Source organism: Paenibacillus sp. D51F, from assembly GCF_053345695.1.
This window is the reverse complement of record NZ_JBKFAO010000001.1, coordinates 336,920-357,505: the sequence shown is the minus strand read 5'-3', so window position 1 is coordinate 357,505 and position 20,586 is coordinate 336,920. Positions and strand designations below refer to the sequence as shown.

Sequence of the window (20,586 nt, the reverse complement as noted above, 5' to 3'; positions counted from 1 at the left end):
CCGATCAATGAACTTTCCTAGATTAGTTCTCTTTTTCCCAAGTCCCACGATTGTCCACACCTTTCTACTTCCAGTATGGACAACTCTATGAAAAAAGATACAAAAACCTGAAACAACTGACCAAGCCACGCCGCATAGGCTAAGGCATACGAAGTACGTCGCACCTACCTACTACCGCACCTCCTTCACCGCTAGTCTTCATACCACCTACGTACTGACCAACGCAGAGGAGACGATGCTTATGAGCGCAGTACCAACGCTTGGGCTCGACGTCGGCCGTAACGGCGTCAAGGCGTTCAATGGAAACCAGACGCTTTTTATCCCGTCGGTAGTCGGCGAATGGCGGGAGAGGCGCCTCGTCAGTAGCCGCGAAGACGATATCGAAGTCATGTTCCGCGGCGAACGCTATTTCATCGGCAGTCTCGCGCTAAATGAATCGGAGTTCCACCGCCACATGATGACCGATAACAAAGCGCATGCCGACACGCTCCTGCTCGCTTTAACCGCCATTCATCGCGCCGGCATGCCTAACGTCCACGTAACGACTGGCCTTCCCGTTGAGTTCCACGATCCGGCGGCCAAGGCTGCCATGAGCGATCTGCTGACCGGTAAATGGGATATTGAAGTTAACGGAGAGGCGCGGACCATCCGAATCCTCAACGTAAAGGTAGCGGTAGAGGGCGGAGGTGCTTTCTGGTCGGCACCAGTCGACGGGCTTGTCCGAATCATCGACGCCGGTAGTAAGACGGTGAATTTCGTGACGATGCGCGATCGGCGATATGTGGACCGCGACTCCGGAACGCTGCCTTTCGGGTTCAACACGACCAACGCGGATAATCCTCAGCAGATGGCGGCACGCATTGCGGGCGAACTCAGCAAGAAATGGGAGGCGGGCGACAACGTTTTTATCTGCGGAGGTCGCGCGGCCCCTTCTGTCGGAGCTGATCCGCCCATACTTCCATAACGCGAGGCCGATGAACAATCCGCTGTACGCGAATGCATCGGATTTTACCGAGTGGGGAGCGCGACATCATGAGCTACGTTAAGCGGCAGATTGTTTTTAATACGGAGAACAGGCACCAGCGCGAACTTGACGCGTGGCTAACGGAGCAAAGCGCGGGAAATATCAGCGGATTTGTAAAGGCGGTCCTCTTCGCGTTCAAGTCCGGAGGACATGGCATTCCTGTCGTCGGGACAACGCAAATATCCGCAATCACAGCGCCTGCCTTTCTCGATGGCGATGCAATGGCGGATATATTATGAGAACAATCGTGAACGGTAAGGACGTCTCTCATTTAGAAGCGCAGGAGCAACATTATGTAGAGGCGTTTTGCGCGTGGATTTCGTATGAGCAGACGTTGGTTAGGGCGCTGCGGGCGGTATACCCTCAGCATATGCGGCGGCGACTGAAAAAATGCCAGTACAACACGATCCAGCGGGAGGAAATATAAATGGCGACTTTAACGGCAATGCCTACCGGCTTTCGCGTTGATCTCCGTCCGGGGCCAGTAACGAGTATTACAGAGCCTGTGCGCGCTTCCTTCGCGGAACACATTCGGGCCGGCGCGACTATCATCGTCGAGCATATCGAGCGGCATAAGCTCATTTACCAGGTAGGCGCGCTGACACTTACGGTACTTCTCGGAGCCGGCGGCGTGGATGCCGTTTTTGCAGCGGCAGGAGATGTCGGGATAGATGCGGGGGCTGAGCGCCTATACTCGAAACTGATCGGGATCGGTAGGTGGGTCATCATCAAGGGCGCATTCGATACGATATAGGCGACGGTTCAGGGTGATTTCATCCAAGCGCGCAAGTCCGGCCTCGCGTATTTAATGGTTTAAGTAATCCTGCTCGGACTCCCGTGGGCGTTCGGCCAGGTCGAAACGTTATTCGAGGGGATGTGATCTCGATGCCTATGAAATTCCACGTTTCCTCGGAGTTCGGTGTTATGGAAGAGATACGCAGCGGCCGGGAGCATCGCGGCGTTGATTTGGCGATGCCCCGAGGCACCGAGCTCCACAGCATCACTTCCGGCACCGTGGAACGCATCGTTGATCATGGAGCCGACAACATTGGCCGCGGCGTCATCGTCCGTACGGATAGCGGCGACTTGCACGTCTACGGCCACATGGATAGCGTCTCGGTCCATGCCGGCGAGCGAGTGTACCCGGGAGAGCTGCTTGGCATGAGCGGCAACACAGGGCACAGCAGCGGGCCACACCTTCACTTTGGCCTCATAAAAGATGGCGGCTTTGCTGATCCGAGCGGCCTGATCCCTGACTTGCAGAGGTACAGCGGGGAGATCGCCGGCCCCGCCATTCTCGGCGTAAAGGGTCCGGCATGGTGGATCGCTGAAAAAGCGGCGGGCGCTGCGAAAGAGCATGTCACGCACAGTTTCCGCGACCATCTCTTCGATTGGCTGACGGAAATTGGCGGAATCATTCTCAACCTGAGTTACGGCGCCGGCCTCATCGGATGTACCGTGCTTATCATTTTAGGCGCAATAGGACTGCGTGATGGTTATCGCTGGTCGGGCTTATTGTTCGGCGTATACTCGTTGATTCGGCTAATCGGAGGAGGGATATCGCGATGAAATCCATGCTTTTTTCGAAAGCTCCTCCGTATCATTCGCCCCGAATACGTTTTCCTCCGCATTAAACCGAACAACTCCGTCCGCAACCAAGGTACGCATAAAGTAGCTCGCGCCATCGCCGCGCTATACAAGGGCGCGCTCGCCAACGTAAAAATGGAGGAGCATCGCGTTGTAAAAGCGCTCGGACGCGAGTTCGTTCTAGGGACGCGATACAGTTACGCATTGCCCGGTAAGGTAGCGTATTACATCTATATGGAACAGCGCAAAGTTGAGTTTTACTTCGTCGTACCTCGCCAGCACTACGCTTATCTCCGTGAGAAAATGTCCGACGTTTGGGGGCAAGTGACTATTGAAGAGGTTCCGGAACTTCCGATATTCGGACCTAATGCGACTCGCTACGAACTGGCGTATGAAAAGGAAGACGCGCTCAGCCTAGCGGCCGATCGACGGAGCAATGATTTATTAAATTCGAATCTGAACGCGGTTGAGCTGCTAGAGGAAGGTGACCGCCTCGGCATATTCTACAACTTCATCCCGACGTCTCAGATAAGTTGGCGGCATCTCTACAAAGCCACGATCGATAAAGTAAACCGCCGGCTGCCGGTCGAACGTAACAAGCTCGGAACGCGTTTAAGTTTCTGCTCGCGACCGGCAATGCGATTTTCAAGGAGATCGCAGAGACATTAGGCGGAAGCAAAGCGGTAGTTAATGGGTCCGATTATATGGAATCGCTAATCGAACGTCTGAACGGATCTCGTCAAATCAGCGAAAGCACCGCGAAAAAAGCGAGCGGTACCGTCATTGATACGCAGATTGTCGTTATGGCGGAAAGCTCTGACGCGCTAAGGCAGCGAAATGCCGCGCGGAGCCTTGCGCAGTCTTTTGACACCTTGACGGAGGACAATCGCCTCACCTACCGTCCTCACCGCCGGCAGTTTCGTTTTACTGACCGCGATGTCCGGTCATCGCGAAACAAAATCGGCGACCAGGAGGCGCAGAACTTTATCGCATTGGCGGGGCGTGACGGTTTAGAACGCTACAACTTTATCGATCGCGTCGAAACGCAGGAGACGGAGGTTCCGGACGACCTCAAGGAAGGTGTCATGTGCATCGGCAGCAACACTTACCGCGGCCACGAGCAACGCGCTTATCTGTCATCAGATCGCGAATACCGCAATCTAACGCTTGTGCTAATCGGACCAACACGCGCCGGCAAATCAACATTAATCGCGAACCTGAGCCGGGACGCAATAGCCGCGGGCGAGTGTGTCATCATCTTCGATTACATCGGACAATGTGAGCTGTCGCGCGAAGTTGCCGCCGTGATCCCGAAGGAGAAGACGCTTATTATTAAATGCGGCGATGTCAGGCGCATGCAAGGACTTGGTTATAACGAAGTCGGCACGAGCGCGGACCCGTTCGAGGCTTACGACGGCGCGAAAAAGCAGACGACGCAGCTTCTTACGCTCGTCAATTCGATCAAGGCGGAGGAAACCAAGCTGTCCGCCAAGATGCAGCGCTATCTCGTATCTGCCGCGCTGGTCGCGTTTATATCCGGCGGAAGCATCCGCAGCGTCTTCGATTGCCTCCAAGATCACGAAGTACGCGCGGCCCTTATCGCGAAAGTTCCGAACGCCCAGCGCGACAATCTGCGCAAATATATCCGATCGCTCAGCGAGCTGGACGACCGAGACAAGGGCGGTGCTATCGTCGGCACCAAAGAGACGTATGTCGTCGGGATCATCGATCGCTTGAACCAGTTTGAGCAAAACGCGTATATGGAGCGCATGTTGGATAAAGGGACGGCCGGCAACGTTGACCTGGTCGACGAAATGCAGCGGAACCAACTGATATGCATCCGGATGCCCTCCGACATGTTTTCGACGGACTCGGAGCGTGACGTCTACACAACGTATTGTTCGACGAAAATATGGCTCGCGCTACAGATGCGGAGCAAACGCCTGGGCGGTGACCGAGCGAAGATGACGAAGGTCAATCTCGTGGCCGACGAGTTGTATCAGGTCCAACATACGGAGCAATTCATGCGCTCCAAATTGAGCCAGTACGCGAAAATTCGGGCTCAAGCCGATTATCAGCGCGCATTATCTGAATCAAATTCGCCATATACGCGACGAACTGCGGTCCTCCAACGCGTCATATATGTTAATTTCCGGGTGCGACAAAAAGAATTACGACGAGTTGAAAAGCGAACTGTATCCGTACACCGAGGAGGACGTGCTGAAACTGCCGAGGTACCATTCGCTTAACCTAGTCAAAAACGCGGAAGGGTATGCGCGATTCATAACGAAGCTACCACAACCGGTGTATAGCGCTGAGGCGGTCAAGTAAACATTGACTTGAAATGACGAAATATGCTAAGATAACGTTCGTCAATGTTGGACGTACAGGTACGCGACAATTGCGCGATTGTGTATTACGAATGCTTTCGCCTGCTGACCGCATCCCATACGCCGAGACGGATAAAGCGCGGTGCGAGATCGTAAAGAATCGCATAACAGCGCGGTTAATGCGCCGAGGTGGCGGAACTGGCAGACGCACAGGACTTAAAATCCTGCGGTAGGTGACTACCATACGGGTTCGATCCCCGTCCTCGGCACTTCTTGATGATTCCTTGTTATATAAGGGTTTCTGAGGATTTAATGCTAGCTTTAATATTAACTTGAATACACTAATTCCTGTGTACCTAATTTGATGCACAGGATTTGTTGAATGACTCCTTTTAACTTAACTGTGAAAGGGGTCTTTTTTATGTCCAGAGTTAAGAATGTGGCTCGTCGGAAGAATTGGCAATGGGAGAAGTGTCTAGATGACTTTTTGACGTTTAAGAAAGCGCAAGGCATTAGTCTACAGACGCAGAATGATTACAGGGGTCATGTCAGTTTGTTCTTTACTCGCTTTGATGCCACGCTGAAAGATTCTGACATGCTTAAATCAAAGTTATTTAAACATCTCTCTGGGGATATTAAACCTGCGACGTTCAACAATCGACTTGTGTATCTCAGGACTTTCTTTAAGTGGTGTATTGAAGAAGGAATAATGGATACTAATCCTCTCATCAATTTTAAACAGAGGAATAATGGATACTAATCCTCTCATCAATTTTAAACAGAGGAATGATGAGTCGCGTATCGTCAACATTGAACCCCAGATATTAAAACGACTTATTGAACTTCCCGATAAACAGACTTATACCGGCTTGAGAGATTATGCTCTCATTTTACTTACGCTCGATACAGGAATTAGACCTAAGGAAGCATTTTCTCTACTTCGAATTGACTTCAATTCAACGGTCAAAGAGGTATGTATCAGTGCGGAGAATGCTAAGACGAGGACGACGAGGGTTCTGCATCTCTTACAATCAACTGTGAAGGCTATAAAGCACCTCCTAAGCGTACATTCAGAGGAGTGGGGAATTATGACTCCAATCTTTTGTACGTATGAAGGGAAGACCTTAAACAGGCATACATGGGGAGATCGTCTAGAGGTCTACAGTAAGCAACTAGGCATCCATATTAGGCCGTATGACCTTAGACATTGCTTCGCCTTGAACTTTCCTAGAAACGGAGCTAATGCACTCGTGCTTCAAAAGAGCTTAGGCCATACTGATCTAGCCATGACTAAGCGTTATGTAGCATTGACGCAAGATGATACCAAGAAAGAGCATGAGAAGATCTCCGCTTAATACTTTGCCGACAGTATCAAGACTTAGAAAATTGAAATAGATAATGTTCATAACAAAGTGGACTCTCATAACCTGAGGGTCTCTTTGTTATGTGCATTAGACGGCTCCAGGAGGCTCATACAGGCGTTTCATTCTCTCCTGAGGAAAAGTAGTCATTAATAAGTTAAAGCCTGATCCGGGTTTTGTTGAATAAGAGATCTGCTATGAAAGTATTAAAATATAAAAAAAGAGAAGCCCAATAATGGCTTCTCTTAAATGAGTGAATTTAATTTTTTTAATTAATCTGTAACAATACTTCTTGATGTAAATGTGATTGAGCCATTTCCAGCATATTTAACATCAATAATTGTTTTTATTTGGAAATTTGTTGAAGCACATACCCCCCATCCCACTGGGCATGTTACTGTATAAGCATAATCTCCAACAGATTGAACAGTTCTTGCGTTGTTCGTAGAGATGGAAGTGCCAGTAGAACTGAATCCGCCTGGAAACCATGAAGAAGTGCCGGAAGTAGAAGTATTTGTAATAGTTGCTGAAGTACTATAGATTTTTGCTTGTGTAACGAGATGGAGTTCAGCGGTTTTATAAGCTCCCCAAATATCATGTCTAGCGTCATTAGTAATTAATTGTCCACTAGTGGCAGTATAATATTGCTCTCCCGTATCTTGAACAACACCAAAAGTAGAGAAACCACCACCACTGTTGTCCAATGGTTTTGCATTTATTGAATTGGTTAATACCGAGAAACTACCATCTTCAAAAATCTCATATGTTTTATTTCCTTTTTCTACTATCTCAATTGCATCATCTGAAGCCTTATTTGCTTCAAGGCTAAGTAGATAATTCGCTTTTAATTCAGAATCTTCTCTGAAAATTTCTTGATACTTTTGATAAAGGGGAAGAGTTTCTACTTGGTTCTCTTGTCCATTAGATACCAGGGTAAAGATTTGCTCATGTAATTTCTTAATTTCCAAGTCATTAAAATCCTGAGAGTCTTTAGCTGAAACAACTGAAGGAGCAACAAGACAGGTAATTAATGCAATAGTTGTTAAATACTTACGAAACACTTAAAAACCTCCTTGATATTGTTTGTTAAATTAAATCCACTCAACCAAATCATACCATTTTTATATTAAATTACATATAGGTCGAAACAACCAAATTAATATAATAAAATAAGTATAAATTCCCTTGATTTGATGAAGTTTATTATGTATATTTATATAATTGAAGTATATTTTTTAAAGGAGGGTGAGTTATGACATTTGATGGAGCTTCATTAATGTCATCATTAGTTTTAATTTTACTTTTTATTTCTCTTATTTCTTTCTTTGTTTCGGTTAACCAAAAATTTAAAAGAATCGAAGGGAAAATCGACTCCTTGGATTCTAAATTAGATAAGAAATAAGAAAATAAAAGCAGCCATCAAATTAGATGAGCTGCTTCTTTATAATATTCGTCTGCAATCAGTATACTTCTTTACCTTTGGATACACGATTTATTCTAACAAGTCATCCGTGAAGAGGTAATTACCGTTTGCAGCATTATTTTCAATGACCTTTTCCCTAAAGTGAGAAACGTCTACATGCACACAACGATTGGTATGTACTTTAGTTCCAGTCGTATCAGTGATAATGAAGTATCCTTCAGTAGCCTTATATTGTTTAAAGCCATCCACATCTGTTATTGATATCAACATGATTGCACCACCTATAACCTCTTATTGAATTGAGGCTTAAGCCGATCCATTAACAATACTTCAAGTGATGCTAACCAATGCCAATCTTCTGTGTCATCAAATGTAAAAATACCAATAGTCACAGTAGGATCACCTATAACGTTGTCCCAACCATCGAGACCACCGAAGGCATTAGAGTGCTCATATACCCTCTGTGCAAGCCCTATACGTGGTGTAGCACGGCCTACATACTTGATAATGCTATCCTGGACGAAGAAGTAAATGCCTGGCTTGTTACCCCATATCTGGAGTCGCTTTTTGGTTGTCCTTATGTCCTCGATATTGATTTTAATGTGGGTATAGGCTTTATATCCTATACGATGGAAGAAGGAATCGACGAGGCTTTGGAGTTTGATTTCTGATTGGTTGATTATTGCTGTCATCTCTACATCTCCCGAAGGTCAGTAATATCTACAATACCTGATCGACCAGTATCCTTAAACTTTACTCTAACAGTCATTGGGTTCCTCAACTTATCTTCAACAAATTTGAGAACTAGACATTTCCTATCTCTATGTTTAAGTTTTCAATGGGTTCAATGGTTGCACTATATATTCATTTCCGATCTTTATATTAACTTCTACTTTCTCTCCACTGGTTAAAGTCGTATCCCAACTTATACATGAGTGATCTTGTTGAATGATTGAAGTTAATCCCACCATATAACCTCCTCAATATGCTTCCACCATTACCGCTATCCTCTAGGCAAATACTCCTATAATCTTAAATTAGAATGAAGGATATTACAATTTAGGGAACATCTATAATTTTTATTTAAATATATATATTTTGCTTTGAAGCTTCTAGAGGATTATGGAATGGAAAGTCCAAGTTGTGAACAAATTGAACAGATGTACAAAACACTGGATCAACCTGGACTTCTTTGACTCATACGATACTGATAAAGATGAGATCAGACTTAAAGGGGCAAAGTAAAGAAGGCAATAACTGATCATAATAAATCATAGGAGAATGCATCATGACCTATAATATCAAGCACTCACACATTGGCTACTTGCAAAAGATGCTTCTGGATCACTTATTCTCGGGAAGCCCATATGCCTCTCTATATGTAAGGCTAGGGAAATCTGCCTTGAGAATGGATGGAAATACGTTGCTATAGGTCCTAGTGTGGAAATAAAAAGAGCCGATCTTAAGTTACCGGTTCTTCATGTTTTACTTTCATTTGCTCTCCAACAACTCTCCAGCAAATTTATAATTCCATTTTTCATTTCGTTAGGCAATTCTTTGCTAAACTCAATTATCCGCTATGTTGAGTGGTCTAGATTTTCTTCTATGTATGACGGATCTAAATGACCAGCAAGAACCATCAGTTCTTCAAAGGAGTATTATAACCCTTAGAATACAGTTAAGAGGGATTTATAGGAAGAGCCTGTGCTGGTAAAGCATGGGCTCTTTTTGTCTTGAATATGAGTGGGATATAAATTAGCCTCACAGGATTACCTGATTGAAAATGAACTTTAGTTTGGGTTGGGCCTGTGTGGCTAATTAAGACAGCAAGTTAAAAGTCCAGTCATATCAACGAGTTCTTGTTATTAAAGTTAGCACAGGACTTAAAATCCTGCGGTAGGTAACTACCCCATACGGGTTCAATCCCCGTCCTCGGCATAATAGATTTGAACTTGAATCCCTTGATATATAAGGGGTTTTTGTTTTTTACGAGGAATTTGAAGTTCGTCAACAGTATACGAGGATTGGATTCCGTTTTTGTCTTTGGGGACTTGATTGGGGGCGAGTTTCTGGTTTGGAGGCGAATGCATCCCAATTTCAGGCCGTTCGTTGACACAACTGCTTGGTTATATGCGTATAATTTTGTGTCGTAATTTGTGGGGTCGAGTGGCGCAGTTGATGTTGGATCTCTTTAATTGATGCCCCCTGGGCCAACAAGTAAAGTCGCGTTCGTGTGTCTTAGGCCGTGTAACGAGACATCACGGAACCCGTTCTTCTTGCACCAAGCTTTCCATTGCTGAGAAGGGACGGTATGGTAAAATGGTTCTCTTAGCCCGGCATGGAATACGAAATTACGATTCCCGCCTCGCAACATGCCTGTCGCTTTTAGCCCATAATACGTGGTCCTCATCAAGCTTGCCTCGGCGAATTTTTGCTGCCATTCGCTACGAAAGGGTCTAAGGACGAGTTTTACGGCTGCAGCACTTTCCGAAATGCAGAAGCATCGCCTGAAGTGTCTCCAGAATAGAGAAAGTGGAATTATGTTCTCTAAAGTTGGTTATGAATAAATGCAACTATATTAATAATGGTTGCGTTTCTATTCGTATACTCAAGGAGGGGGGAAAATGAAAAAAGTATTTTTAATTCTATCTGTTTTTTTGTTGGCTATTCTTGGAGGTTGCTCAAAAGAAAAAGCTGAAGTAGAAAGAAAAAATCTTAATCAACCTAATAATGTATGGACAATTAATACGATTCAACAAGTGTTAAAATCTCAGGGAATTGAACTAGATCCAAAAGGGAAACAGGAATCGGACAAAGTCAATAACACAATTCCTTACTTGTATGATATTAAGTTTAATGGAAATAAAAATAGTATTTTGGTATATGTTTTTTCTTCTCATGAACAACTTGAAAAGGGTCTCAAGAACTTGGATTTTAAAACTAATACAGCGACGGATCTAAAAACCATAGCAAAGGATAACATACTATTCGTACATATATCCTCATATGGATCTGATGATGAAATCTATAAAAAGATCGAGTTTGAAATTAACGATTTGGGTACGAAACCTTAAATTACCTGTTTAATAAAAGTTAATGGTTCGATCCCCGTCCTCGGCACTTCTTGATGAAACCTTGCCAAGATCATTGTTTTATCCATGATTCGGCTGCCTATACGAACTGCCATAGTGCTTCGGATCCTGCACATCAGATCCGAAGAACGGAACTCGTTCATGACTCCTCTCCCTTTCGAGAGGAGTTTTTTGTTTTTGTCGCCTGACGAAAAAGGCTGTCGGCGAGTTCGCCTGGGAATGAGACAATGGCTGTAAGGGATCGCTTGCGACTGTTTCCGTAATCCCAAGGAATCGTTAACCTCCGCTAGGCTGCTGCATATACTGCCGTATCAACCTAATGGGAGTGAAGAGTGTGTATTATCAAATGCCTCAGCAGGTTTCCCCTCAAGCCACAAACCCTATGTACACAGTATTTCCGGTGAATCCATATGTCGTGGAAACGCTTATGTCCATCAAAGGGAAATGCGTCATTCTGGAGACGACTAGGGGAAGGATTGAAGGAACGGTCGCAGCCGTCAAGCCCGATCATGTCATCCTGCAGCTCCACGAAAAAATGGCCTTCGTCCGGATTGCCGAAATCGTCTGGATCATGCCGGAGTAACGTCCGCCGCGAAGACGGTCCGATACGTCGAGGTGTAGACTGGCGCCTCCCCGAGCTGGCGCCGATCCGCCAAGCATGCCTATACGAGCGCAAACAACTGAAGCAGGCCGGAGGATTCACGCCGGCCTGCTTTTACTACAGCTTCTGGACAATCGGTTCCTTGCTGTCCGCGGCTCGAGCAGCCCTGCTCCCGATCAGCAGCATGCCTCCGATGACGAGCGCTCCGCCCAGCCATTGGACGAGCGGCGGCTTCTCGCCCAATAGAAGCATGGACAGGAACAGGGAGGTCAGAGGCATCCAGCCGGCAAAAGCGGCAGTGGTGTACGCGTCGCAGCGCTTGATGCCCGCATAGAAGCAGCCGTAGGACAAGGCGGTTATGGCCAGTCCATACCATGCGAGCGCCAGCCATTCCCGAAGTCCGACGGTTCCAAGCGACCGCACCGGATGCTCCAGCATGGCGGGGACCGCGCACAAGGTCAGCGCGGCGGCGCCCACCAGCATCGTCTGAACCATGGGATGGACGTCTACCGTCGCTCCGGGCGAGCCATCATTCGAACGGGATTTGCGGGACAGCACATTGAAGATGGCCTCGCAGGCGACGGCGCAGAGGATGAGCAGGTTGCCGGCCAAATGCTCCAGCAGGAAGCCGTTGCGTCCCAAGCTCATGCCCTGCAGCAGCGCGATTCCTGCCGCGGTGCAGCCGACTCCAAGTCCGGTCTTGGCCGTCAGCGGTTCCCGGAGGACGAAATAAGCGAGGCATGCGGTCAGAGCCGGAGCGGCGCCGGTCAAAATCCCTGCTTCGCCGGCGCTCGTCATCGCCAGGCCGAGCAGCAGGAATGTACGAAACCCGAAAATGCCGAAAACCGCCTGGAGCCAGACCGCCTTCCAATCTTGCTTGTGCATGGATTGAATCACCTTGACAGCCGGCCGGGCATAAAAAGGAATCAATCCCGCGAGCAAAATGGCCAGGCTCACCGAGGAAATGGTGAACATGCCGAGCGAAGCCGACAGCAGCCGGGCGGTGACGACCGACGTGCCTGCCAAGGCAAAAGCGAAAAACAAGTACATTTTACCGGTATGAATGCTCACACTCCACGATCCTTTCCTGTCGATTGCCATGAAATCAAGTATAAGAGTAAACTGGACTTATGGAAGATCCGGTTCAGAGGCAATGATAGAGATCCAGTTGGAGGCGAATATCGATGTGGGGGATCGAGCTGCTGCCGGGTCAGGAGATGGCGATGTCCAGGCAGCTTTTTTCGGAGTTGAAGGATCGAATTCTGAAGGGAGAAATCGCGCAGGGGGAGGAGCTGCCCTCGACGAGGGAAATGGCGAGGCAGCTCGGGGTTTCCCGCAATACCGTAACGGAAGGGTATGATATGCTTCTGACCGAAGGCTTCGTCGTGAGCCGTCCCGGAGCTGCCACGCGAGTGGCGGCCGGGCTGCGGCTGAGCCCGGCCGCCGCCGATCCTTCATCCGGCGAGCGGCAGGCTGAGGGCGGCAGAATCAGGCCTATAGTCCCGCCTCTCCAGGCCGACTTCAAAACCGGCCAGCCGGATCTGTCCCGATTTCCTTGGACGGCGTGGAATCAGCTGCTCCGGCAGGCCGCCGAAGGCATGACACCGGAGCTGCTCGGCTACAGCGGGCCTAAGGGGCATGAGCCGCTCTGTGCGGAGATTGCCGCCTGGATGCTCCGCAGCAGGGGAGTGAAGGTGGATCCCCGTCATGTTTTCATCACGGCGGGAACGACTCAAGCGCTTCATATTCTGGCGGATCTGCTTCATAAGGACGGCTGCAGCTTCGTCGTGGAGAATCCGTCCCATCCATCGACCTCGACGATCATTGCGGATAAGGGATATCCTTGCCGCTGGCTGAAGGCGGACGGGGCGGGAGCGGATGTCGACTCTCTGAATGGACGGTTGGTATCGGCGGTCTGCGTGACCCCGTCGCATCAGTTTCCGCTGGGAGGCATCCTGCCGGCAAGCCGCAGAGCGGTTTTGATCCGGATGGCCGAGGAGCATGGCTTCTACATCATCGAAGACGACTACGACAGCGAGTTCCGTTATTCGGGAGCTCCTGTGAGCCCGATCTATTCCATGGATAGCTCCAGGACGATCTATGCGGGCACATTCAGCAAAACGCTGTTTCCTGCCCTGCGGATCGGCTTCGTCATCCTGCCGGAGCCTCTTCACGAGGAGTGGAGCAGGAGGCGCACCTTCGCCGGCGTCCAGAATCCGATGCTCGAACAAGCCGCGCTGGCCGAGTTCCTGCGCAGCAGAAGGATGGACAAGCATATGCGTCTGATGCGGCGGGAGTACGGGGAGAAGCGCAGTCTTCTCTTGAGCGCGATTGATAAGGTTTTCGGCAGCGGCGCAAGCTGTCAGGGCGACGCCTCGGGCCTGCATCTCGTTCTGGAGGTTGCGGGATTGGAATGCGGGAAGACGTTTGCGGCGGAGAGCCTGGAGGCAGGCGTGCGGGCGTATCCTTTGATCGATTATTGCCATGCCTGGGAGGATGGAGATAACGGCTTCCGGAACAAGCTGCTGCTCGGGTACGGACATTTGGATCCGGCTCGGATCGAGGAGCAAGTACGTTCCTTGCATGCTTTTCTGGCTCGGTGGATGAGCGGGTAGGCGAGGATTTCAATATGGCTTCCAGTTGAAAAAAGCCCATGGTCGTTTTCCGCGGAGGAAGACGATCACGGGCTCCACAATCATTTGCTGCCGTCCTTCACCGGAACGGCGCTGCTGGGCTCGGCTTGCTCCGCTTGGGCGCGTATGGCCTTGGCCTGCACTTTCTGAGCCGGATTGCCTCCGGAAGAGGCAGATAAGAGAGTGGCGGCGAGAACAGCTAGAAGCACGGCCGTCCAAAGGCCGCCCCAAGCTTTTGCCGCCCTGGGAAGCTTATTCCATAGTGCCGGCAACATGAGAAATGGAGCCACGATCCAGCCCGCAACCATCATCGCGCGCATTTTCCGCTCTCCTTTCGTTCCCTTTCTTCCTATATCGGCAAGTTTTTAATTGAATTAAACCATTTCCCGAAAATGGAAACGATGTTTTCAAAGAACCGCCATCGGGGTAAGGTGTCCATGCCGCTTTTTCGGAAAGGGATTGAGAAAAAAGAGAAAGAAAAAAGAGCCACCGAGGGGCTCTTTACTTGGATGCCGGCTGTGCGGCTTTGAGTTCTTCCAGGTCGACTTGGCTGGAGATTTCTTCGACGAAGCTGTCCATGCAGTTGCAGTAGTAATCCCTGCGGCATACCGGACAAGGCGTCGTTTGCAGACGGTTGATTTTGGTTCCAAGCGGACTGTAGAACAGACGGCATTCGCCCCCGTCTTTGAGCTTCACGACAACCTGGTAGAGACCGGTGGAGTCATTGCGCTCCGCAAGCTTGCTGCCGGTAACGATCGGACGGTAACTCAAGGTACAATCACCTGCTTCTTTCTTTCATATATACGCTTGATTTATCTTACTTTCTACAGCTATCATTGTCAAATTACAGCGGGTCGATCCCGTCATGGAGGAGGGGCTGGCATGGCCGCATATTTCAGCAACGATTGGGACGGACTGCTGCAGGATGAGATGTCTCTTCCCTATTATAAGGAGCTGCGCAGCAAGCTGGCAGAAGAATACCGTTCGGAGACCGTGTACCCGGACCAGCACGATATTTTCAATTCGCTTCATTATACCTCCTTGGAGGAGGTCAAGGTGGTGATTCTTGGCCAGGACCCCTATCATGGTCCAGGACAGGCTCACGGCCTGAGCTTCTCGGTCCAGCCGGGCGTCCGCATTCCGCCTTCCTTGAAAAACATCTACAAGGAGCTGCAGGAGGATGTCGGCTGTCCCGTGCCGGAATCCGGCGATCTTCGGGGCTGGGCGAGCCAGGGAGTGCTGCTGCTGAACAACGTATTGACCGTCCGGCGCGGACAAGCCGCCTCGCATCAGGGGCTCGGATGGGAAAGGTTCACCGACCGCATCGTCCGCCTGATCGGAGAGAGGGAGCGTCCGGCCGTCTTCATGCTGTGGGGCAAGCATGCCCAGGAGAAAGCTTCCTTCCTTGACAGAAGCCGGCATCTGCTGATCGCTTCTCCGCATCCGAGCCCGTTTTCGGCGCACAGGGGGTTCCTGGGCAGCCGGCCTTTCTCGAGGGCGAACGACTTCCTGCTTCAAAACGGCATGACGCCGATCGACTGGTGCCGGACATCTTCCCTGGATTCTGTCGATCTCGGCGACGGGATGCCTTCGGCAACGCTTGGCGCCTCCGGATCGGAGCGGAAGGCAGAGGCCTCAACGCGGGGGGGAGCGCAGGATGGCCGTTAGTCAGGGGCGCAAGCCCTCGCGCTGGCTTAATCCCGCAGGCGGTTACCTCGCCGGCTACAGCCATACCTTGAATCCGTACAGCGGCTGCAGCTTCGCATGCAGCTACTGTTACGTCCGCCGCATGCCGGTCGGGCTGTTCCGCGGCGAGCCGTGGGGCAGCTGGGTCGACGTCAAGCAGCTGGACGAAGCGGCATTCCGCCGGGAGTGGGCAAGAGAGTCCGCCAAGGGAGCGGTCAGCGTCTTTTTCGCCTCGGCGACAGATCCCTATCAGCCTGCAGAGGCCGAGTACAAGCTCACCAGGCGGCTGCTTGAGCTGATGCTTGAGCGGCCGCCCGGGTTCTTGCTGCTGCAGACCCGGAGCCCTCTTGTGACGAGGGATGCCGCTCTGTTCGCCGAATTCGGCGATGGGATCCGAGTCAGCCTGACGATCGAAACGGATGACGAGGCGATGCGGCGGCGCTTCTCTCCCTCGGCTCCGCCGCTTGCCGCGAGGTGGAAGGCGCTGCATGGCCTGCGGGAAGCCGGCGTGCCCGTACAGGCGGCCGTGTCTCCGCTGCTGCCGCACACGTCCGATTTCGGGCGCAGGCTGGCCGAATCCGGCGCGAGAATCGTCGTCGACGATTTCCACCGCGGGGACGGCAGCGGCGGCCGGCGCTCGGAGCAGCTCGGCATGCGGGAGCTGTACCGCAGCCTGGGGCTGGAATCCGATTATGCGCCGGCCGCCGCGGACCGGTTCTATGACGAGCTGCTAAGCCGATATCCCGGCGTCAACGCGCATTTTTCCCAGGAAGGATTCCTCCCTTGAACGGACGGGCCGCTATGCTGCCTTCATCTTGCGTCCGCCGAAGCTCCGCCGTATAGGTGGAGCCGATGTACGTAACCGCCGATACCTCGGTAATGACTTGCGGATTCATTTGCCCCGGCTTAGGCGGGACGACCTCCACGGCGATGATGGCTTTGGAACCGGAAAATTCAATGCCGGTAATGACGAGGCTGTAACCCGGATTGGGCGCCTGCGCCGTGACTTTCACCTCCTGCACCTTGTCGCTGAGCTTGCTGGCCGTCAAGGCCACCTCCTGCAGCGGCGATACCGAAGGAGCAGGGTTCTGCACGCTTCCATTGTCTCCATTCATTTTGTCCACGAAAGTCACCCCTCCATTGATCCATGCGGCCGCCTCGCTTCGAGTAACGGCCGTTTTCGGCTTGAATTCATCTCCTTCATCCAGCTTGGCGATGCCGAGCTTGAGAAGCATTTGCACGCTTGCCCGGTAAGGCTGAGCTACGGCGCCCTCGTCCTTGAACACAACCGCTTGCTGGGTGAAGGAGTAGTCGCCCGAATGATGGATGCCTTGGGCGACCAGATCGGCGAACTGCTCGCGCGTTGCGGTTGCTCCCGGACTCATGTCCTTGGGGAACTGGACGCCGTTCGCGGCTGCGGCCAGAAACGAAGAGGCGTACCAGGCCTTATCGTTCATGCCGGGGAAATACTGGCTGGCCAGCGGCTCGCGGATGAAACGCAGCCTGTCCAGATTGAATCCGAAAGCCTTGACGACGAGCGACACTCCTTCGGCGTAGCTGAGTTTCTCCTGCGGCTTGAACTGCCCGCTGCCCGATCCTCCGACAACGCCGGATTGCTCCAACTGCCGAATCGCCGCCGCATGGGGATCATGGTCGATATCTGTGAATGCCGACACAATAGGCACGCATCCAATCAGCAAAGCACAGGCAAGGCCGCCGATCAAAAGCGGCCTTTTTGACATCCGCAGGCTGTTTTCATGGGCATCGCCTCTATCTTTTACGGAATCTGCATTCGCCGGTTGAGCCGGCGAAGTCGGTTTGCGGTGCCTTCTCAATTCCATCGCCTCCATAAGGGAAGTATTCCCACACTCACCCATACAGACGCAGAAATCAGAATGGATGTTGCGATCTTCCGCTCAGGAACGAATCGTCACGCGAGTCCCTACAGGCGCCATCGCGGACAGGGCGAGCACATCCTCATTGTGCATCCGGATGCAGCCGTGCGACACGGCTTTTCCGATGGAGGAGGGATCGTTCGTGCCGTGGATGCCGTAATGCGGCCGGGACAGCCCCATCCAGAGCACCCCGAACGGACCGCCGGGATTTTCCTGCTTATTGATGATCTGGTATTCCCCCTCGGGAGTGGAGGTGAGCACCTTGCCGACGGCGATGGGGTATTGGCGGACGACGGTATCCCCGTCGAGCAGATACAAGGCGCGGTCGGACAGGTCCACGATGATGCGGTAGCTTGCCATGACATTCACTCCTTTAGAACCAGTATATTCGGCTCCGGCAAGTCTCTGTACGGAGTTTTCTTTACAATAGATCCACATTGCCAAAATATTCCCTAAACAATCCCTTGTTAGGATGAGGTTGTACAGGACATTAGTCATACATACGGCTTCAACAGCCAGAGGTGTGACAGGCCCGAACAACAAGCCGACTGGGCCGTCGGTCATACATTACAGGCGACAATCGTCGTGAAGAAGGGTGAGCATCGAACTATGTCCACGGGATCCAAGTTAGCCGCAGTCGTACTTACCGCTGTGCTCGGCACAGCATCCGCAGGAGCCGTTCAAGCTGCCGCATCGCAACCAAGCACGGGAAAGCTTCATTGGACCGTCAACGGCCAATCCTCCGAAATCCGCACGCTCGTCCTGAACGGCCAGCAGCTCGTATCGGTATCGGACGCAGCCAAGGCGCTCGGCGCCGAAGTGGAAATTATGCCAGAGGGTGCAGGAATCCGCATCACGCTGGGCGAGCATTCCGTTCTGGTCAAAGCCGGCTCCAAGCCTCTGAATGAAGACGGAACGGCTTTCGGGCAAGTGGTGCAGTCGTGGAAGCAAGCGAACTACGTCGACGGAGCATCGTATGTGCAAGCTCTCGGCGGAAGCTATTCGCTGCTCGACGGCAGCGGCATCAGCATCCAGACGCTGCAGCTGCTTGAAGGCGCGGAAACGGCTCAATGGGCCGGCGACGGCCGCCTGATCGTCTCCGTATCGGACGAAAGCGGACGCACGGACTACTTGGTCGATGCCGCCACGGGCGCATACAGCCAGCTGCTGAGCTCGAGCGGCGCTTCGGATCTCGTCGTATCCCCGGACGGAGGACATGTCGCCTTCTCCGAAACGGACGGCACGCTCCATACGGTCGACCTGAACACCCTCCGCATGGCCAAGATCGGAACGGACACTTCGATCAAAAGCAATCTCCAATGGTCTGCTGACGGCAAGACGATCTACTTCCTGCAAGGCGACAAGACGAATGTCATCGCGGCAGCCGACGTGGCGACGGGAGCCGTCAGCAAAGTGCTGGACGACAAAGTCGATTACAAAGGCGATCTGTCCGTAACGGCTGGCGGCCTGTCCTACTCCGTCGTCAAAGCCGGCACGGTGACGGCTGACGCGGCCAAAGCGGTCGAGCTTGATGACGTGGCTATCGACGATTCCCAGACGAACCCGCAGCTGTTCGATCTCGACCTCGGCAAAACCGATGCGAAGCCGGTGCAAGTGACCAAGTCCGACGACGGCAAGCTGTTCATCCAGCGTTCCGCCGCCGGCAAAGTCTTCTATGTGCAAGCTGGAGATGAAGGCTCGAATTCCAAGCTGGCTTCCGCCACGGCAGCAGGGCAAGCCGTCGCGTTCGACAAGGAAGACGTGCAGGAAGCCGTGCAGGCCGGTTCCTATGTCGGCATCCTGACAGACCGTTCTGTCTATGTGCTGAATGAGGAGTCGGGCAGCGTGAGCAAGCTCGCCGACGCTCCGGAAGGCGCGAGCAACCTGACTCTTTCCAAAGACGGCAGCAAGGCGGCTCTTATCGCGGACGGCAAGCTGCAAGTGCTGAGCGGCGGCAAATGGATTTCCCTGACGAAATAATTCTTTCGGTCTGAAACGGCCTTATTCGGAACATTCCCCAATTCGAGAGGAGATTTTACACAATGAAATGGTACGGTAAACTTACGACTCTTACACTCGCGGCAACACTTCTGCTGGGCGCGGTAGGCGGCGGCGCGGCTACGGCCGCAGCCTCCAAGCTGAGCGGAAAAATCGTCGTCAACGGCTCTTCCGCCCTGCTTCCGCTGACGCTTCAAGCGTCCAATGAATTCAAGAAGCTGAATCCGAAGGTGCGCATCTCCGCATCGGCTGCCGGCTCCGTAACGGGTCCTCAAGCCGTGCGCAAAGGCATCGCCGACATCGGAGCCTGCGACTGGGACGCTTCCACGAACGTGCCGGGCTTCAGCAAATTCGACGGCCAAGTAGCGAACAAGGTAGCGGTCATTCCTTTCGCAGCGATCGCCAACAAAAGCGCAGGCGTAAGCGGCCTGACGACCAAGCAGCTGCAGGACATCTTCTCCGGCAAAGTGAAGAACTGGAAAGACGTAGGCGGCAAGGATGCCGACATCGTCGTCGTCAACCGTGCCTTCGGTTCCGGCACGCGCGTCAACTTCCAGATGAAAGCTCTGCAAGGCACGGACTTCATCACCAAAGGCGACAACTACAAAGAAGTCAAATCGAGCGGCGATATGAAAACCGCCATCGAAACGACTCCTAACTCCATCGGATACATCGATCTTGTCTACGTGACGGACAAAATGACGGCTCTGAAAATCGACAACGTCGCTCCTACGACCGACAACGTCATCAACGGAAGCTACAAAGTATGGAGCTACGGCTACTTCATGACCAAAGGCCAGCCTACAGGCGCAACGAAAGCCTTCATCGAGTATATCCAAAGCGCGAAGTTCCAGAACGGCTCGCTGAAAAAGCTTAAATTCATTCCGCTTACGGCAATGAAATAAGATTCATCCTCTCTTCGATTCTTGAACAAAGTCCGGAGCCGAGCTGAAGCT

The 20,586-nt window shown here is 51.6% G+C and carries 23 protein-coding genes and 2 tRNA genes; 17 read left to right on the top strand and 8 right to left on the bottom strand.

Annotation, left to right across the window (positions count from 1 at the left end):
- Positions 1-241: 241 nt before the first annotated feature.
- The 8 genes from ACLBWT_RS01750 to ACLBWT_RS01715 all read left to right on the top strand — a co-directional run bounded on the left by ACLBWT_RS01750 (position 242) and on the right by ACLBWT_RS01715 (position 6,296).
- Positions 242-964 (top strand): ParM/StbA family protein, encoded by a 723-nt coding sequence (locus tag ACLBWT_RS01750; protein ID WP_447661375.1) that lies wholly within the window; start codon positions 242-244, stop codon positions 962-964.
- A gap of 68 nt (positions 965-1,032) precedes the next feature.
- On the top strand, positions 1,033-1,263 hold the full coding sequence (locus ACLBWT_RS01745) for a hypothetical protein (protein WP_447661374.1): 231 nt from the start codon (positions 1,033-1,035) through the stop codon (positions 1,261-1,263).
- 188 nt (positions 1,264-1,451) lie between these two features.
- A complete protein-coding gene (locus tag ACLBWT_RS01740; RefSeq protein WP_447661373.1) occupies positions 1,452-1,778 on the top strand; it encodes a hypothetical protein in 327 nt (108 codons plus the stop codon).
- A 131-nt stretch (positions 1,779-1,909) separates the two neighbouring features.
- Positions 1,910-2,593, top strand: a complete 684-nt coding sequence (locus tag ACLBWT_RS01735; RefSeq protein WP_447661372.1) for a M23 family metallopeptidase — start codon at positions 1,910-1,912, stop codon at positions 2,591-2,593.
- A gap of 252 nt (positions 2,594-2,845) precedes the next feature.
- Positions 2,846-3,280 (top strand): hypothetical protein, encoded by a 435-nt coding sequence (locus ACLBWT_RS01730; RefSeq protein WP_447661371.1) that lies wholly within the window; start codon positions 2,846-2,848, stop codon positions 3,278-3,280.
- A 35-nt stretch (positions 3,281-3,315) separates the two neighbouring features.
- The gene (locus tag ACLBWT_RS01725; protein WP_447661370.1) at positions 3,316-4,860 is read left to right on the top strand and encodes a hypothetical protein; all 1,545 of its coding nucleotides are present in this window, start codon (positions 3,316-3,318) and stop codon (positions 4,858-4,860) included.
- 264 nt (positions 4,861-5,124) lie between these two features.
- Positions 5,125-5,210, top strand: a tRNA-Leu gene (locus ACLBWT_RS01720).
- Between the two features lie 480 nt (positions 5,211-5,690).
- On the top strand, positions 5,691-6,296 hold the full coding sequence (locus ACLBWT_RS01715) for a tyrosine-type recombinase/integrase (RefSeq protein WP_447661369.1): 606 nt from the start codon (positions 5,691-5,693) through the stop codon (positions 6,294-6,296).
- A gap of 278 nt (positions 6,297-6,574) precedes the next feature.
- On the opposite strand, the gene ACLBWT_RS01710 is transcribed toward ACLBWT_RS01715, so the two are convergent.
- Positions 6,575-7,363 carry a hypothetical protein gene (locus ACLBWT_RS01710; RefSeq protein WP_447661368.1) on the bottom strand — a complete coding sequence of 263 codons (789 nt, stop codon included), beginning with the start codon at positions 7,361-7,363 and terminating at the stop codon, positions 6,575-6,577.
- 191 nt (positions 7,364-7,554) lie between these two features.
- Here ACLBWT_RS01710 and ACLBWT_RS01705 point away from each other — a divergent pair, with 191 nt between their 5' ends.
- Entirely contained in the window at positions 7,555-7,704 is a 150-nt protein-coding gene (locus tag ACLBWT_RS01705) for a hypothetical protein (RefSeq protein WP_447661367.1), read from the top strand.
- Between the two features lie 90 nt (positions 7,705-7,794).
- On the opposite strand, the gene ACLBWT_RS01700 is transcribed toward ACLBWT_RS01705, so the two are convergent.
- Both ACLBWT_RS01700 and ACLBWT_RS01695 read right to left on the bottom strand, forming a co-directional pair.
- The gene (locus tag ACLBWT_RS01700) at positions 7,795-7,995 is read right to left on the bottom strand and encodes a hypothetical protein (protein ID WP_447661366.1); all 201 of its coding nucleotides are present in this window, start codon (positions 7,993-7,995) and stop codon (positions 7,795-7,797) included.
- Between the two features lie 11 nt (positions 7,996-8,006).
- Positions 8,007-8,417, bottom strand: coding sequence for a hypothetical protein (locus ACLBWT_RS01695; protein ID WP_447661365.1), 411 nt, complete (start codon positions 8,415-8,417; stop codon positions 8,007-8,009).
- A 1,112-nt stretch (positions 8,418-9,529) separates the two neighbouring features.
- Between ACLBWT_RS01695 and ACLBWT_RS01690 the strand changes: the two genes are divergently transcribed.
- The 3 genes from ACLBWT_RS01690 (at position 9,530) to ACLBWT_RS01680 (ending at position 11,400) form a co-directional block, all read left to right on the top strand.
- A tRNA-Leu gene (locus tag ACLBWT_RS01690) sits at positions 9,530-9,663 on the top strand.
- Positions 9,664-10,349: 686 nt separating this feature from the next.
- On the top strand, positions 10,350-10,799 hold the full coding sequence (locus tag ACLBWT_RS01685) for a hypothetical protein (RefSeq protein ID WP_447661364.1): 450 nt from the start codon (positions 10,350-10,352) through the stop codon (positions 10,797-10,799).
- Between the two features lie 364 nt (positions 10,800-11,163).
- Positions 11,164-11,400 (top strand): DUF2642 domain-containing protein, encoded by a 237-nt coding sequence (locus tag ACLBWT_RS01680; protein WP_447661673.1) that lies wholly within the window; start codon positions 11,164-11,166, stop codon positions 11,398-11,400.
- Between the two features lie 135 nt (positions 11,401-11,535).
- Here the strand turns inward: ACLBWT_RS01680 and ACLBWT_RS01675 are convergent, their stop codons facing one another.
- Positions 11,536-12,489 (bottom strand): DMT family transporter, encoded by a 954-nt coding sequence (locus ACLBWT_RS01675; protein ID WP_447661363.1) that lies wholly within the window; start codon positions 12,487-12,489, stop codon positions 11,536-11,538.
- Between the two features lie 113 nt (positions 12,490-12,602).
- On the opposite strand from ACLBWT_RS01675, the gene pdxR reads away from it, so the two are divergent.
- Positions 12,603-14,033, top strand: coding sequence for a MocR-like pyridoxine biosynthesis transcription factor PdxR (pdxR, locus tag ACLBWT_RS01670; protein WP_447661362.1), 1,431 nt, complete (start codon positions 12,603-12,605; stop codon positions 14,031-14,033).
- Positions 14,034-14,113: 80 nt separating this feature from the next.
- On the opposite strand, the gene ACLBWT_RS01665 is transcribed toward pdxR, so the two are convergent.
- On the bottom strand, positions 14,114-14,371 hold the full coding sequence (locus ACLBWT_RS01665; protein WP_447661361.1) for a hypothetical protein: 258 nt from the start codon (positions 14,369-14,371) through the stop codon (positions 14,114-14,116).
- Between the two features lie 181 nt (positions 14,372-14,552).
- On the bottom strand, positions 14,553-14,822 hold the full coding sequence (locus ACLBWT_RS01660) for a hypothetical protein (RefSeq protein WP_447661360.1): 270 nt from the start codon (positions 14,820-14,822) through the stop codon (positions 14,553-14,555).
- Positions 14,823-14,933: 111 nt separating this feature from the next.
- Between ACLBWT_RS01660 and ACLBWT_RS01655 the strand changes: the two genes are divergently transcribed.
- Positions 14,934-15,719, top strand: a complete 786-nt coding sequence (locus tag ACLBWT_RS01655; protein ID WP_447661359.1) for a uracil-DNA glycosylase — start codon at positions 14,934-14,936, stop codon at positions 15,717-15,719.
- Positions 15,709-16,524, top strand: a complete 816-nt coding sequence (locus ACLBWT_RS01650; RefSeq protein ID WP_447661358.1) for a radical SAM protein — start codon at positions 15,709-15,711, stop codon at positions 16,522-16,524. The genes ACLBWT_RS01655 and ACLBWT_RS01650 overlap by 11 nt, the downstream gene beginning before the upstream one ends.
- Here ACLBWT_RS01650 and ACLBWT_RS01645 read toward each other — a convergent pair.
- On the bottom strand, positions 16,487-17,413 hold the full coding sequence (locus tag ACLBWT_RS01645) for an S-layer homology domain-containing protein (protein ID WP_447661357.1): 927 nt from the start codon (positions 17,411-17,413) through the stop codon (positions 16,487-16,489). The two genes, ACLBWT_RS01650 and ACLBWT_RS01645, sit on opposite strands and share 38 nt — an antisense overlap.
- A 240-nt stretch (positions 17,414-17,653) precedes the next feature.
- A complete protein-coding gene (locus ACLBWT_RS01640) occupies positions 17,654-17,992 on the bottom strand; it encodes a L,D-transpeptidase (RefSeq protein ID WP_447661356.1) in 339 nt (112 codons plus the stop codon).
- Between the two features lie 249 nt (positions 17,993-18,241).
- On the opposite strand from ACLBWT_RS01640, the gene ACLBWT_RS01635 reads away from it, so the two are divergent.
- Positions 18,242-19,612 carry a hypothetical protein gene (locus ACLBWT_RS01635; RefSeq protein WP_447661355.1) on the top strand — a complete coding sequence of 457 codons (1,371 nt, stop codon included), beginning with the start codon at positions 18,242-18,244 and terminating at the stop codon, positions 19,610-19,612.
- 62 nt (positions 19,613-19,674) lie between these two features.
- Entirely contained in the window at positions 19,675-20,535 is an 861-nt protein-coding gene (locus ACLBWT_RS01630) for a phosphate ABC transporter substrate-binding protein (RefSeq protein ID WP_447661354.1), read from the top strand.
- The last annotated feature ends 51 nt before the right edge of the window (positions 20,536-20,586 follow it).

Bases quoted from the DNA above. Each gene is read 5' to 3' on its own strand.
- ACLBWT_RS01750 (WP_447661375.1), top strand. From the start codon at position 242: ATGAGCGCAGTACCAACGCTTGGGCTCGACGTCGGCCGTAACGGCGTC.
- ACLBWT_RS01745 (WP_447661374.1), top strand. From the start codon at position 1,033: ATGAGCTACGTTAAGCGGCAGATTGTTTTTAATACGGAGAACAGGCAC.
- ACLBWT_RS01740 (WP_447661373.1), top strand. From the start codon at position 1,452: ATGGCGACTTTAACGGCAATGCCTACCGGCTTTCGCGTTGATCTCCGT.
- ACLBWT_RS01735 (WP_447661372.1), top strand. From the start codon at position 1,910: ATGCCTATGAAATTCCACGTTTCCTCGGAGTTCGGTGTTATGGAAGAG.
- ACLBWT_RS01730 (WP_447661371.1), top strand. From the start codon at position 2,846: ATGGAACAGCGCAAAGTTGAGTTTTACTTCGTCGTACCTCGCCAGCAC.
- ACLBWT_RS01725 (WP_447661370.1), top strand. From the start codon at position 3,316: ATGGAATCGCTAATCGAACGTCTGAACGGATCTCGTCAAATCAGCGAA.
- ACLBWT_RS01715 (WP_447661369.1), top strand. From the start codon at position 5,691: ATGGATACTAATCCTCTCATCAATTTTAAACAGAGGAATGATGAGTCG.
- ACLBWT_RS01705 (WP_447661367.1), top strand. From the start codon at position 7,555: ATGACATTTGATGGAGCTTCATTAATGTCATCATTAGTTTTAATTTTA.
- ACLBWT_RS01700 (WP_447661366.1), bottom strand. From the start codon at position 7,995: ATGTTGATATCAATAACAGATGTGGATGGCTTTAAACAATATAAGGCT.
- ACLBWT_RS01695 (WP_447661365.1), bottom strand. From the start codon at position 8,417: ATGACAGCAATAATCAACCAATCAGAAATCAAACTCCAAAGCCTCGTC.
- ACLBWT_RS01685 (WP_447661364.1), top strand. From the start codon at position 10,350: ATGAAAAAAGTATTTTTAATTCTATCTGTTTTTTTGTTGGCTATTCTT.
- ACLBWT_RS01680 (WP_447661673.1), top strand. From the start codon at position 11,164: ATGCCTCAGCAGGTTTCCCCTCAAGCCACAAACCCTATGTACACAGTA.
- pdxR (WP_447661362.1), top strand. From the start codon at position 12,603: ATGTGGGGGATCGAGCTGCTGCCGGGTCAGGAGATGGCGATGTCCAGG.
- ACLBWT_RS01665 (WP_447661361.1), bottom strand. From the start codon at position 14,371: ATGCGCGCGATGATGGTTGCGGGCTGGATCGTGGCTCCATTTCTCATG.
- ACLBWT_RS01655 (WP_447661359.1), top strand. From the start codon at position 14,934: ATGGCCGCATATTTCAGCAACGATTGGGACGGACTGCTGCAGGATGAG.
- ACLBWT_RS01650 (WP_447661358.1), top strand. From the start codon at position 15,709: ATGGCCGTTAGTCAGGGGCGCAAGCCCTCGCGCTGGCTTAATCCCGCA.
- ACLBWT_RS01640 (WP_447661356.1), bottom strand. From the start codon at position 17,992: ATGGCAAGCTACCGCATCATCGTGGACCTGTCCGACCGCGCCTTGTAT.
- ACLBWT_RS01635 (WP_447661355.1), top strand. From the start codon at position 18,242: ATGTCCACGGGATCCAAGTTAGCCGCAGTCGTACTTACCGCTGTGCTC.
- ACLBWT_RS01630 (WP_447661354.1), top strand. From the start codon at position 19,675: ATGAAATGGTACGGTAAACTTACGACTCTTACACTCGCGGCAACACTT.